The organism is Anabaena sphaerica FACHB-251, from assembly GCF_014696825.1.
Lineage (GTDB): Bacteria > Cyanobacteriota > Cyanobacteriia > Cyanobacteriales > Nostocaceae > RDYJ01.
In genome coordinates, this window is the sequence record NZ_JACJQU010000002.1 from 734776 (window position 1) to 747942 (window position 13167).

General features: G+C 39.3%; 12 protein-coding genes and 1 pseudogene. 4 read left to right on the forward strand and 9 right to left on the reverse strand.

Going from position 1 to position 13167, the window contains the following annotated elements:
• Positions 1–65 precede the first annotated feature (65 nt).
• Entirely contained in the window at positions 66–701 is a 636-nt protein-coding gene (locus H6G06_RS06875; RefSeq protein WP_190558335.1) for a hypothetical protein, read from the reverse strand.
• 422 nt (positions 702–1123) lie between these two features.
• Complete coding sequence (locus tag H6G06_RS06880; RefSeq protein ID WP_190558557.1) at positions 1124–1450, reverse strand: YbjQ family protein; 327 nt, start codon at positions 1448–1450, stop codon at positions 1124–1126.
• A gap of 342 nt (positions 1451–1792) precedes the next feature.
• Here H6G06_RS06880 and H6G06_RS06885 point away from each other — a divergent pair, with 342 nt between their 5' ends.
• Both H6G06_RS06885 and H6G06_RS06890 read left to right on the forward strand, forming a co-directional pair.
• Positions 1793–2482, forward strand: coding sequence for a tetratricopeptide repeat protein (locus tag H6G06_RS06885; protein ID WP_190558337.1), 690 nt, complete (start codon positions 1793–1795; stop codon positions 2480–2482).
• Positions 2483–2599: 117 nt separating this feature from the next.
• A complete protein-coding gene (locus H6G06_RS06890; protein WP_190558339.1) occupies positions 2600–3793 on the forward strand; it encodes a DUF4336 domain-containing protein in 1194 nt (397 codons plus the stop codon).
• 126 nt (positions 3794–3919) lie between these two features.
• Here H6G06_RS06890 and H6G06_RS06895 read toward each other — a convergent pair whose 3' ends face one another.
• The 4 genes and pseudogenes from H6G06_RS06895 to H6G06_RS06910 form a co-directional block, all read right to left on the reverse strand.
• The gene (locus H6G06_RS06895; protein ID WP_190558341.1) at positions 3920–5593 is read right to left on the reverse strand and encodes an NAD+ synthase; all 1674 of its coding nucleotides are present in this window, start codon (positions 5591–5593) and stop codon (positions 3920–3922) included.
• A 163-nt stretch (positions 5594–5756) separates the two neighbouring features.
• Positions 5757–6503 carry an NUDIX hydrolase gene (locus H6G06_RS06900; protein WP_190558343.1) on the reverse strand — a complete coding sequence of 249 codons (747 nt, stop codon included), beginning with the start codon at positions 6501–6503 and terminating at the stop codon, positions 5757–5759.
• Positions 6449–7070, reverse strand: a pseudogene (locus H6G06_RS06905) (nicotinate-nucleotide adenylyltransferase). The gene H6G06_RS06900 and the pseudogene H6G06_RS06905 overlap by 55 nt, the downstream one beginning before the upstream one ends.
• A 1-nt stretch (position 7071) precedes the next feature.
• Complete coding sequence (locus H6G06_RS06910; protein ID WP_190558347.1) at positions 7072–8472, reverse strand: nicotinate phosphoribosyltransferase; 1401 nt, start codon at positions 8470–8472, stop codon at positions 7072–7074.
• A gap of 374 nt (positions 8473–8846) precedes the next feature.
• Here H6G06_RS06910 and H6G06_RS06915 point away from each other — a divergent pair, with 374 nt between their 5' ends.
• Entirely contained in the window at positions 8847–8999 is a 153-nt protein-coding gene (locus tag H6G06_RS06915) for a nicotinate phosphoribosyltransferase (RefSeq protein ID WP_190558349.1), read from the forward strand.
• Between the two features lie 111 nt (positions 9000–9110).
• Here H6G06_RS06915 and H6G06_RS06920 read toward each other — a convergent pair whose 3' ends face one another.
• From H6G06_RS06920 to H6G06_RS06930, 3 genes are all read right to left on the reverse strand, one after another.
• Positions 9111–10532 carry an LCP family glycopolymer transferase gene (locus H6G06_RS06920; RefSeq protein WP_190558351.1) on the reverse strand — a complete coding sequence of 474 codons (1422 nt, stop codon included), beginning with the start codon at positions 10530–10532 and terminating at the stop codon, positions 9111–9113.
• Positions 10533–10779: 247 nt separating this feature from the next.
• Positions 10780–11280, reverse strand: a complete 501-nt coding sequence (locus H6G06_RS06925; protein ID WP_190558353.1) for a hypothetical protein — start codon at positions 11278–11280, stop codon at positions 10780–10782.
• Positions 11281–11470: 190 nt separating this feature from the next.
• Positions 11471–11857 carry a hypothetical protein gene (locus H6G06_RS06930; protein ID WP_190558355.1) on the reverse strand — a complete coding sequence of 129 codons (387 nt, stop codon included), beginning with the start codon at positions 11855–11857 and terminating at the stop codon, positions 11471–11473.
• Between the two features lie 118 nt (positions 11858–11975).
• Here H6G06_RS06930 and H6G06_RS06935 point away from each other — a divergent pair, with 118 nt between their 5' ends.
• Positions 11976–13142 (forward strand): AI-2E family transporter, encoded by a 1167-nt coding sequence (locus tag H6G06_RS06935; protein WP_190558356.1) that lies wholly within the window; start codon positions 11976–11978, stop codon positions 13140–13142.
• Positions 13143–13167: the final 25 nt, after the last annotated feature.

Here is a 13167-nt window from a genome sequence, read left to right on the forward strand (position 1 = left end):
ATCCCCGACTTCTTCAAGAAGTCGGGGATCTAATCATGAAATGCTATATTATGCAAATTAGATTGTTAATGATTGTAATTATTAGTCCGAGGGCTACGCGCACCAGCAGCAGCACCCATCAATGAGGCCGCTAAACCTAATAAAGAACCTAAAACAAACCACCACAAAGTTCTAGAAGTTGCAGCTGCAATTTCACGAGTTTGTTCAGCACTTAAGGCAGGTAAATTCTGTGGTATGGTAGTACCTTGCCCTTGTATTTGATTCATTACTGCTGCCGCACTGTCAGCAGCAACACCAAAAGCACCCCATACGCCATTTGCTAATAGAAAAGAGCTAACAGCTAAGGTTGCTGCCCAAAGAATTGCGCCGTTGAGTAGGGCTGTATCTCGGTGCATTGGTCCACAAGCGCGGGTTGTTACCCAACCACCAAGAAATAGGGAAAGCAATAAAGCCAGAGTTGACCAAATGCCTACATTACTGATAATACCTGTTGCTATTGTTCTTGGTGCTAATGAGTCAGCAATTCTGCCTGCACCCAACGCCCCAAAAAAGGAACTTAATATTAATTGAGTAGCTAAAGCAACTAAAATACCGGAAATTATCGGACCCCAACGCACGCGATCACGGTATTCCGTCACTCGGCTCGCTACCAGAGACTCAGGAGGAATAACTTCATCCCCTACTCGATTTACGTATGACATAGTTTATTTTCTCCGTTGCTATTTCAGCAAAGTTTCCTAGCTATATTTATGCTTATGTTTAAAATTAAATTACTTTTTGGTGTTTTTCATATCTATCAGTGGAAAGAGTTGATCACTATATCTTTAGTTAGAAAATAATGATTTCACCCTCCTAAGACAAGGTTTATATTTTATTTCCAAACATAATTATTTATCTAAAAATGTAAGTATTCAGCCATAGCAATCAGTCATATCCAGATCCCCGACTTCTGAGATCAATTTATCATTTATGGACCCAATAAATAAAAGAAGTCGGGGATCTTATCGCCTTAACTGAATTCTTACCTAAAAATTATCAAAATTATCGAATTGATTAGAGTCTGACTGGAAATAAAAAAAATCTACTTGGTCAGACTTTTTATGTATTCAAAAATGACACAATCCTAACGAATCTTTACAGCCGTACCTGTGGCAGTAATCAGTAACAAAACTCCAGATTGGTCAACGTTAATCGTACCCGTATCAATTCCAATTCCGATGACAGCATCGGCTCCCAAACGTTGCGCCCTTTGTTCGAGTTCTGCTAATGCTTTCCTTTGTCCTTCTTCAAATAGACGTTCGTAGCTGCCAGTACGTCCACCAACAATATCGCGAATGCTGGCCAAAAAGTCCCGCAAAAAATTGCTGCCATAGACAACTTCTGCTGTGACAATACCCAAATAGGAATCAATTACAGCGCCTTGAATTACATCAGTGGTACTTAAGAGCATAGATTTACCTTCCAAAGAGCAGATACCTGGATATATATCTGGATATATTTTATTTTTGCATTCTCCTGATGCAGATTGTGAGAATTGCTGGAACTTTTGCAATGTTCTTGTCATCCTATATTGTCATACTCCCACAGATTTAAATGCGAATTAGATCAAACTCTTCGCCTTGCCACTTCTAGTTTTAGTATAAATTATCGCCTAGACTGCTGTATACAGGAAATGATTCCAGCAATTATCAATTTTGGAAGATTTTGTCAATGTGAATAAATACAGTTTTCAAAACTAACTATTTTTGTTTTAATGTACAAACAAAAACTTAACTAAAATTTAAGGAAATTTATGGTATACAAACAAACATCATTTTTAGTGACTGTTCTATTGTTAGGAAGTTTTGTGACTACTACTCCTGTGATAGCTGAGGATACAGAAGTATTATTAGTTGCACAAGCCAGAAACCCGCGACTAAAGGAACTGTTAGAGGAAGGGCGGAGACTAGTAGATGCGGGGGATTATAATGGGGCGATCGCAATTTATCAAGAAGCGGGCAGATTAGATCCCAGAAATGCGAGAATCCATTCTGGTATTGGCTACTTATATGCTCAACAAGGTAATTTTCAGTTAGCCTTAACTGCTTACCGTCGTGCGATCGCTATCGACCCCAACAATAGTGATTTTTATTACGCTGTAGGTTATATCAAAGGGAACTTAGCAGACACCAACGGAGCCAAAGAAGCTTATCGTCGTGCCATCCAGTTAAACCGTAGTAATGTAAATGCTTATCTAGGTTTAGGTGTCACCCAAACCAGTTTGGGAGACTATGAATCAGCTATGTGGGCTTATGAACAAGCAATTAACCTGAATAGAAACAACCCCCGCACCTATGAGTTAATGGGTTCAATGTTTAAGCAGCGAAGACAAACTCAACAAGCCAGCAATGTATTAAGGAAAGCCCTGAATTTATATCGCAGTGGTAATGACCCAGACGGTGTGGACAGGGTAGAAGCCATGCTGCGAGAAATAGGAGGCTAATTCACATATCAACCTATTTTGGATTTTAGTTTAGAAATAGAAACTCTACAACTGAGAAATCCAGGTGAAGCCCTTTCTAATGCTAGAAATGAGAAATAAGCTCAGATTAGAAAAATAATGAACGCTCAGGGAATTGGAAGTCAGCAAGATTGGTCATGGCCTTTTTGGCCTGCTTTACCACTGTATCCCTATGGACAGAGAAGGACATTGTGCCGAGAAATTCTCAAAGATACCATTTGGACATTTGAACAGGTGCAAGGCATCCTGTATACAATTGTGCCAATTAGAATGACAGTTATTAAACTACAGTCGGGCGGACTTCTTATTTATGCACCTGTTGCACCCACACCAGAATGTATTCGGTTGGTAAAAGAAATAGAAGCAAAACATGGAGGAGTCAAATACATAATTTTACCTACCAGTTCCGGTTTAGAGCATAAAATATTTGTCGGTCCTTTTGCCAGAAAATTTCCCCAAGCATTAGTTTATGTCGCACCCCACCAGTGGAGTTTTCCTTTCAATCTGCCTCTAAGTTGGTTAGGCTTTCCCCAAAAACGTACCCTAGTTTTATCAGAGGATACTCAACAAAATCCCTTCGGTGATGAATTTGACTATGCAATATTAGATATCAACTTGGGAAGAGGTTCTTTTGTAGAAGTTGCATTACTGCACAAACCATCCCGTACTTTATTGGTGACAGATACGATCATTTCCGTCTCAGAAGAACCACCCACTATTTTACAATTGTATCCTTATCCTTTGCTATTCCACGCCAGAAAAAATGCACAGCAAATAATTACAGATAATGAAGCTAACCGTCGTCAAGGTTGGCAAAGAATAGCACTGTTTGCAATTTACTTTCGTCCCAGTGCAGTGCAAATTTCTCAACTTGGGGAAATGTGGCAAGATGCCAAAAGAGCGCCTGACCATTCACCTAAAGCATACTTTGGTTTTTTCCCTTTTCGGTGGCAAGATAATTGGCAAAATACATTTACTGCATTATCTGGCAATGGTCGTCCTTTTGTTGCACCAATTTTACAAATTCTCATTCTCCCTCAAAGACCAAGAGAAGTAATAGAATGGGCTGATAAAATCACAACTTGGAATTTTCAACAAATTATTTCTTGTCATTTTGATGCGCCAATTAAAGCAACTCCTGTTCAATTTCGCCAAGCATTCAGTTTTTTAGAAAAGCAACCAACAGTGAGTGATAGCCAGCCTTTGTTGTCAGAAGATTTGCGCTTTATTCAAGAACTAGAAGCTAGTTTGGTCGAGCGTGGTATTGCTACACCAACAAAAGAAAAGGTGTAATACATATAGCAATCTGAATTGAATTGTGAGCAAATATGTAGGGTATATATTATCCTTTTGTAAAATGTTATTCATACCCTAACGATTATAATGATGAATTGATGTCAGAAATCGGGGATATAATCCTCAATAATCTGCAACTTGACTAGCAATAGGCATTCTCCATCCAGTACCAAAAGCGCGGTCAGTAATTTTCAATCCAGGGGGTGCTTGTCGGCGTTTAAATTCAGCACGGGATACCATTTGTAAAACTCGATTTACAATTGCTTTTTCGTGACCTGCGGCTACAATTTGTTCCGCTGATTGGTGGTCATGAATCAACCGTTGTAAAATATCATCTAATATCTCATAAGCAGGGAGAGAATCTTGGTCAACTTGACCGGGTTTGAGTTCCGCACTCGGCGCTTTGGTGAGGATATTTTGGGGAATAATTTCTTTTTGATGATGCTCATTTAACCAATTACAGATAGAATAAACACGGGTTTTAGGAACATCTGCAATTACCGCTAAACCGCCATTCATATCACCATAAAGAGTGCAGTAACCAACCGCCATTTCTGATTTATTACCAGTAGATAAAAGCAGATGACCAAATTTATTTGATATCCCCATCAATAAAGTACCACGAATGCGTGATTGAATATTTTCCTCAGCAATTCCAAATTCTGTACCTGCAAATAATTCAGATAATGTATTATCAAATCCTTGCATTAATTCACCAATAGGTAAAATCTGCGTTTTAATACCTAAATTTTCTGCTAATGCCAAAGCATCACTAATAGAATGTTGGGAACTATAAGGAGAAGGCATCAAAACACCAAGGACATTTTCTTTACCTAGTGCAGCAGTAGCAATTGCTGCTACTAAAGCCGAATCTACCCCACCGCTTAAACCTAATACAACTTGAGAAAAGCGACATTTTTTCACATAATCTCGCACACCCAAAACCAAAGCGTGCCAAATTTCCTCATCTTCAGATTCATAAACTGGAGACACAGAATCTAACTGTAAATCTCGCGCTTGTTCGTCAAATTCAACAATTAATAAATCAGTCTCAAAACCTTTAGCACGACAGATAATTTCACCTTGAAGATTTAAAGCAAAACTACGACCATCAAAAATTAAATCATCATTTCCACCAACTTGATTAGTATAAATTACTGGTTCCTGGAAATTTACAGCACTATGTTTCAGCATTGCTTCTCGTAACTTATGCTTACCAACTGTGTAAGGTGAAGCTGATAAATTCACAATCAAATCCACACCTAAAATTGATAAGTCAGCAATAGGATTAACAGCATAAGTCCGTTTTCCCCAAAATTCTTCATCATTCCACAAATCTTCGCAAATTGTCACCCCAATATTGATATTATCCAAAGCAAAATAATTAGCTTGTAACCCTGGTTCAAAATATCGTTTTTCATCAAATACATCGTAAGTTGGTAATAGTCGCTTGTGGAAATATTGCTTAACTTTTCCTGCTTCTAACCAAGCGATGCTGTTAAATAAAGTTTTACCTCCAGTAATGTGAGCTTCGGTATTTCTAACCACAGTCCCCACCAATACGGCTAAATTGGGTGGTAAGTCTTTAGCTAATTTTTGTAATGTGATATTCATTGCTTCCACAAAACTAGGATTTAATAATAAATCCCTTGGTGGATAGCCACATAAAGAAAGTTCCGGTGTTAATAATAAACGTATATCTGTTGATGCTGCTTGTTTTGCAGTTTCAAGTATTTTTTGAGCATTTCCAGGTAAGTCACCAATGATAGGATTAAGTTGAGCAATGGCTATTTTCATAGTTGTAATTAGTAATGGTTAATCAGATTATTAAAACTTCTTCTTTCTTCCTTCTTCCTTCTTCCTTCTTCCTTCTTCCTTCGCTTTCTTCGCTTTCTTCGCTTTCTTCGTGGTTCATTTAATCAGTATTTTCTGTGATACTAAGAGGGTATTACTATAACTATCAAATAAAAACTAAAGGCTTATCTTTGAAAGGTGCAAAGGCTTCGGCATCAAATTTATATAAACTAGCGGGACGGCCTGCACCTCTTGATACTTTAATTCCTGTATCGGATAAAAAACCTAGTTTGAGTAACCGCGCCCGAAAATTAGAATAATCTGAGAAGTTTTCCCCTAAAACTGTGGTGTATAACTGATATAAATCATTGAGTGTAAATGTCTCTGGTAATACATCAAACGCAACAGGGCTATATTCTAATTTATTTTTCAGTCTTCTGTGTCCATAAGTGATAATTTCATTATGGTCAAATGCTAACTGGGGTATTTGTTTAACTGGATACCAAGCGATACCAGCGACTTTATCAGCAATTAATTCGGCTTCTTCAAACCGGACTAAAGCAAAGTAACTAACTGATAGATAACGCACACCATAACTATCAGTTTTTTCTCGTGGATCACGATTTGGTCCACCAAAAGTATAAAGTTGTTCGAGATAGAGATTATTGACTTTAATTTTTTCTGCCATAATGCGATAAGCCGCATCTTCTAAGGATTCTCCTTGACGCACCAAAGTACCGGGAAGACTCCAAGAATTTAAAAATGGCTCTTGCTGTCGCATTACTAACAGCACTAACAGACGATTTTGAGTAGTATCGACAGAAAAAATGACATTATCAACACCGACTTTGAAATCAGCTAAAGGTTGTTGATTTGTGGAATTTGGAATCTTTTTTTGATTGCGTCCTGGCATTTAAACGTACAACTGCTCCCGATGAATATAAGCAATAACAGGGGGTGTGAGAGTTTCGGGATCTTTTTGTTCACGAAAAGCTGTAGAGGAAACATCTAAACCAGTTAAACTAGCGATCGCTATTTTTCCTCCTAAGTCCCTAATTCCCACCAAACTAGAATCATCTATTACATAACCTGGGCGGGGGATCACCAGTAGTTGCACTTGTTTTAATAAATCTTCAACATGATACCAACGTGGTAACTGAGTCAGCAAATCTGAACCAATTACTAAAGTATATTCAACATCATCACCCCAACGCAATTTAGCTTTTTCTACTGTTTCCAATGTTCGCCAACTACTGAATTCTTGTTCTAAAGTAATATTGCCTAATGGTGCTTCTATATCTGTAATTAGCAGATTTAACATTGCCGCCCGATGATCTAACGGTGTTTGTTGAGACTTAAAAGGATTATCAGCCGCCCAAACCGCCACCCAATCATAACGTTCAGACAACCATTTGAGAATTTTTTGATGTCCAGCGGTTGGCGGATCTGCACTTGTTCCAAATAAAGCGATCTTCCTCATCTTACTTTGTTTCCTTTGCGTTCTTTGCGGTTCTTTTCTTAGTCTCTTCAGTCAATTGCTGCAAAGGTGGAGAAATTTGCACTTTCACAGAAATCGGATTTTCTAATCTCCGTGTTTCCTCTGGTAAACCAGCAACAGAAACTGTGGTTCGTTGCCGAATTGTTGTTAAACTTTCAGGTGGTTGTAATGGCTTACCTTTTTTGATTACCAACTGTAATAAAGGCTTTTCTATCCCCGGAATTTCATCAAATAAACCCAACCTATCAGCCTGTAACTTAGCATCTACATAAGAACGAAAAATTTGCTTTCTTCCTGGATAAGTAAACTTACCGCTAGACAGTTTCATCACAGGAATATCATCAATATCAACAAGTTTGTAAACCCCATTCACAGGAGAACCTGTTACTAATTTTGTTCCTAGTCCATAACCATCAATTTCTGCACCTGCTGTTTTTAGTCGCTTTATTTCCCATTCATCCAAGTCACCACTAGCGAAAATAGATACATCTGGTAGGAGCGACCGCACTTGTTTTGATAAAGTAACTAAATCCCCAGAATCTAACCTCACCCCAGTTAATGTAATATCTCCACTATTTACCTTTTCCGCCAACTGTTGAGCAGCTGCAACTGTATCATAAGTATCTATCAATAAAGGCGCACCCGGAAAATACTGATGAAAGGCAGTAAAAGCCTGTTCTTCACTACCTTCTAGGGCTGACAATGCCATCACTAAAGCGTGCGCCATTGTACCACTTGGTTTTTGCCCTAGCTGTAGTGCTGCTAACACATTGGAAGTGGCATCTAAACCACCCGCCAAAGCTGCCCGTGCTGCCCATAAAGAAGCTTGAGGACTAAAAGCTCTTCTTGTGCCAAATTCTAAAAGTGTTGCTTTCTCCCCCGCAATATCACGTAATCTTGCTGCTCTGGTAGCGATTAAAGTTTGGTAATTAAGAGTATTTAAAAGATAGGTTTCTACTAACTGCGCTTGCCATAAAGGTGCTTCAATTCTTAATAATGGCTCATTGGCAAATACTGCTGTGCCTTCTGGTACTGCCCACACATCTCCAGTAAAACCGCTATCTGCTAATAATGTCCAAAAACGCTCTGGTGCATGATTAAATATTCCTGTTTTCTGTAAAGCGACGATTTGGGATGAATTAAAGTGAAATTTAGCCAAATATTCCAAAGCTTGCTCTAAACCCATCGCTATTAAATAGCCAAAACCTTCAGGTAAGCGCCGCACAAATAATTCAAAACTGGCTCGTTTTTGTTCTATTCCTTCACCTGTGTAACAAGCCGCCATTGTTAGCTGGTACAGGTCTGTCAACAAGCTGTAATCTTCAGGACTCAGATTCAAATCTGGGTTTTGGTAGCCATAGCCCACATCCATAAAAGTGGTCATATAACTGTTTCCTAGCAAAATTGCTTATCTATTATGGTAGCTTTTACCATAAATAATGTCAAGTCTTTATATGATTATGTCTGAAAGCCTTGTAAATCAAGGTAATTTAATCTGTAAATTCCTATTATTTTATATTTTGTAATAGTAATACCGAATAATTAGGCAACAAAAATTCCCTATTACTCGCAGAGTAGTTACAATTAGAATTAAAGGAAAAAGTTTGAATGCTCAATTAAATAAAGTATTGCAAAGCTATTTGAAAAATCATTGCATAAATTGTCAATATATTGCGAATATGAGCAACCCATAAATATCAGCATTAAAGTGTAGATATCTCAGATAAATAAACGGCATAAAAAAAGGAGTCTCAGGTTATGGCTATCTCCAAAATGCTTGCTAGTATGACCCAATTTATTTCTGAAGCCTTCATGCGGATTTTTAGCCCTACAGATGATGCTTATCCTGTGACTGGTTTTCAACCTTTTACGGGTATTCCTTATAAGAGACGTAACGTTGCATCTTGGTAGATTTTTCTCAGGAATCAGGAGTCAGGAGGTAAAAGAAAGACTATATTTCTTCTCCTCTGCTCCTTTGCTCCTCTGCGCCTCTTCTCCTCTGCGCCTCTGCTCTCTTCCCTGCTACCGAGCAGTATTTTCAAACATTGCCTTTTGTAGCAACCAATCTTTACCCACCTGAATACTAATATCAGAGCCGATATTACCAGTGCTTTCTACCCGTACTTCTCCAAAACCTAAAGTGTTACGAATTGATTCAGCACTGTCACTGTCACCTTGTTGAGCGACAATATGAGTGGTTTCTAAAGGCTCACCCCAAGGTTGAGAGATAAAGATATTACGATATCCGGCCTGTTCTAAGGCGGCAATTAAGGGACGAATTTGAGAGCGATCGCCACCTGTACTATCTTGAATTGCTACGCGTAGTCTAGCAGGGTTGATTATTTCGCTGTCAAATGATGCCGATTCTAAACCAAAGTTTTGAACCATTAATTTAGTAATTGCACGCTTATATGGTATCCAATAACTAGCATCATACTCATTTTTTTCACTAAAACGACCAGGAAGCATTAACATCTGCATATTAGAGCGATTGGTTCGCGCCCCAAAACCGACTAAGGATACAAGCTCCTCAACAGATAAATTAGTGTCAATATGCTCTTTTACTGTATTGAGAATTTGGGGTAATTCTGTTAGTGTTTTTGGGTTGAGACTTTGTTCAATTAAGGCACGTAATACCATTTGCTGGCGCTGAATGCGGCCAATATCACCGAGTTCATCATGGCGAAAGCGGAGTAATTGAAGTACTTTATTGCCTTCAAGATGCTGTTTACCCGCCTTTAAATTAATATATAAATGTTGGGAATCATCCTGATATTTCATATCTTTGGGAACGTAGACTGTTACTCCGCCCAAGGCATCAATTAACTTGGCAACTCCCAAGACATTAATGCGGACATAACGATCAATTCCCACACCACCTAAGAGATTGCTGACAGTTTTAGCTGTTAAGGCTGGTCCACCATCGACATTGGTGGCGTTAATTTTTTTGATTCCATGCCCTTCAACTTCTGTACGGGTATCTCTGGGAATGGAAAGCATGACTATTTTTTTTGTCTCTGGATCAAATTTGATCAAGAGCATAACATCGGCAAGACCGTCAAAAGAATTGACCTGGGGTAGATACCTGAGTTCTTTGGTTTCACTAGGTGGGTTTTGGACATCTGAAGACAGTACACTCATCCCCATAACCAAGATATTAACAGGGCGAGTTAATTGAGAAAATTGGAATCCATTTCCAGAAATGCGATCGCTATCAAAAACTGCTGCCTCTTTAGCACTTAACTCGGCTTGCTGCAAAGGCTTGCTATCCCAGGAAACTGCCAACAACGCCCCTGCCATACCTGACACCATTGCAATCCCGCCCATACCCACCGCAAACCATAGCCAGCGCCCAGATTTTGACTTGCGAGAGTTTTTGCCTTTGGCTTTGGCTTTGGCTTTAGCTGATTTATTATCTTCTGCTGATGTTCGTTGAATAGTCACAGATTCCCTCACACTGACTGATAAAATATCGTAGATTTTCCAACTCAATATATATAGACAAATCAGACTATGATAGATAAATCTTAATTAATAGTGCTGACTTTTTCCTATCGTAGACACGACAAGACCTTTACCCGCATTTCTCTGAATTTTTTGATAATCCGGAGAGGTTGATTGAAGTATGGAAAGATTGACCTCTCCCCGATCTAAAGGTACGGGGATTCTTAAGCAGCCCAAAAGCGGACTCTCAAAGCATAGTAATAGCACCTGGGATATCTAGCCAAAAGTCTTTAATCCCCTCAATCAGCTTTAATGCTTGTTTTGGATATGTTACTAGCGCATATCCAGTTTGAGGATATTTTGGTAATCTAGGCTGATCTGTTTGTTCTCCTTTTCTGTATTTTTTATCCAAAGCCTGAAATGACTTAAATAATTCAGATACAGAAATCAATGTCTGTTGTGCTACCTGTGAATATAAAACCTGGTCATGTTTATTGTCTTTATCTTCATCATTGATTAAATTGAACTTACCAACAATTCTCCCTACCTGAAAATATAACTGCCTGGCGTAGTAAATACCGCAATGAGTTAACTTATGAGATGACAAACAGATAAATTCTAAAACGGCGTTTAACTGCTGCTTGGGATTAATTAAATTTTGTTGGCAACTGTACAACAATATCACCCCCTTTAACCACAAAAAGTTTCCATATATTATCATCAAGTCACTGAGCGGTAAACGGCTCAACTGGCTTCCCCTACGGGAACACTCCGCGTACATCTGTGACCTAAAGGACTGTGAATCTTTCCGCCAAACTTCAATACTCAACCTCCAGGGTTTTCAGCCTATTTTCTTATCAACCAGATTTGACCATATTCTTGGGCAGATGATCTATAAAGTTCTGTATCAATCCTCCAAATCTTACAAACATAAAGATTTAGTATTTACGCAGTATTCGCTCGGCAAAACTACTGAATCCTGGTAATCGGTAAGATTTTTCTTGGATGACACGGAAAATTAACCAAACACTCACCAAGAAATACCCAGATGTGAGAAAACTATTCAGAATTAACAAACGTAATGTAAAAAAATCAGTAGTTGCAGCCCCAGTTGCTAACAACAAGTACCCTAAAATCCATGTCAAACCCAAGGTAGTGGACAGACGACTCACGGCCAGTTGTTCCCGACTACCCTGACGGCGATAGAGAGTCCAAAGGGAAGGAAAAAAGCCGATTACAGGAATTAAATATAAAAGCAGCAATCGTTTAGAGGTAGCAGTATCTTCAGAATGTGGGTAATTGTCAATTGGTGGTAGATTTTGCATTGTGGTTGGTCTAATCATAAACTAGAGGCAGAACTGAAATTCATATAGTTAGAGATAATAGTCTGTAAACAAGAATTTAGCTTAAGTTCTATTTAGTTCTATCCCCAATCAGCTGAAAATGCAGACACGTAAGCTACTTGACTGGTGGCAAACATTTACACCAGTAGCGCGAATCGGGGCGATCGCGCTATTCGCTCCCCTATTAGTTCTCAATGGTTGGGCGATATCGGCAATTTTCCATTATTTCCACTCTTTGATAGTGATTTTAGTCGGAGCCTCAGTACTGGCATTTCTGCTCAACTACCCAGTAAGTTGGATGGAAAGGCACGGTGCTAGACGAGAACAAGTTGCTATCTTAGTATTTTTATTAGCTTTATCGATTTTACTGGCGCTGGGTGTCACCCTCTTTCCTCTAGCCCTGACCCAAGCCCAGCAACTGGTAGCCCGCTTACCAGAGTTGATTGACTCTGGGCGATCGCAGTTAATGATTTTAAACGAGAAAGCCGAAATGATGGGCTTACCGATTAATCTCGATGCCATCGTCGTGCAAATTAATGATCGCGTCAAGGGGCAACTACAAGCTATAGCTGGACAAGTCTTAAATCTCGCTGTCGTCACCTTTACCAGTCTGCTAGACTTTCTGCTGACGATGGTTTTGACCTTCTATCTATTACAACATGGTGGTGAACTCTGGGAAAGCTTAGTAGAATGGCTACCCACAAAATTTCGTGACCCTTTTTCCAGAACAGTACGCCTGAGTTTTCAAAACTTCTTTATCACCCAGTTGATTTTATCTACCTGTATGGCCTCGGCTCTCATTCCCACATTTTTGTGGTTGAAAGTGCCATTTGGGTTGTTGTTTGGCTTAACTATCGGCCTGATGGCTCTCATCCCCTTTGGGGGTTCTGTGGGGATAGCTATGACAACTTTATTGGTTTCCCTACAAGATGTTTGGATGGGTGCTAGAGTATTAGCCGCTGCCGTCATCGTGCAGCAAATTCTTGAAAATATCATTGCACCCCGGATTTTGGGGAATTTTACGGGTTTAAATCCTGTTTGGATACTAATTTCTGTCTTGACTGGGGCCAGAATTGGCGGACTTTTGGGCGTGATTGTCGCGGTTCCTTGTGCTGTTGTCATTAAGACAGTTATTAGCGCCATCCGTCCGCCGATCATTAGAGAAGATACAGAAGATTCCTCATCTGGGGAGTTAGCCGCACCCATGACACCAGAAGAATCTCCTTCATCTGAATCCAAAAATTCCCTCAGTGTTTCTCAGCCATAGCTGCTTTCAGTAAATCGAAAAGTTT

Coding starts and splice junctions, on each gene's coding strand:
- H6G06_RS06875 (WP_190558335.1), bottom strand. CDS start 701: ATGTCATACGTAAATCGAGTAGGGGATGAAGTTATTCCTCCTGAGTCT.
- H6G06_RS06880 (WP_190558557.1), bottom strand. CDS start 1,450: ATGCTCTTAAGTACCACTGATGTAATTCAAGGCGCTGTAATTGATTCC.
- H6G06_RS06885 (WP_190558337.1), top strand. CDS start 1,793: ATGGTATACAAACAAACATCATTTTTAGTGACTGTTCTATTGTTAGGA.
- H6G06_RS06890 (WP_190558339.1), top strand. CDS start 2,600: ATGAACGCTCAGGGAATTGGAAGTCAGCAAGATTGGTCATGGCCTTTT.
- H6G06_RS06895 (WP_190558341.1), bottom strand. CDS start 5,593: ATGAAAATAGCCATTGCTCAACTTAATCCTATCATTGGTGACTTACCT.
- H6G06_RS06900 (WP_190558343.1), bottom strand. CDS start 6,503: ATGCCAGGACGCAATCAAAAAAAGATTCCAAATTCCACAAATCAACAA.
- H6G06_RS06910 (WP_190558347.1), bottom strand. CDS start 8,472: ATGACCACTTTTATGGATGTGGGCTATGGCTACCAAAACCCAGATTTG.
- H6G06_RS06915 (WP_190558349.1), top strand. CDS start 8,847: ATGGCTATCTCCAAAATGCTTGCTAGTATGACCCAATTTATTTCTGAA.
- H6G06_RS06930 (WP_190558355.1), bottom strand. CDS start 11,857: ATGCAAAATCTACCACCAATTGACAATTACCCACATTCTGAAGATACT.
- H6G06_RS06935 (WP_190558356.1), top strand. CDS start 11,976: ATGCAGACACGTAAGCTACTTGACTGGTGGCAAACATTTACACCAGTA.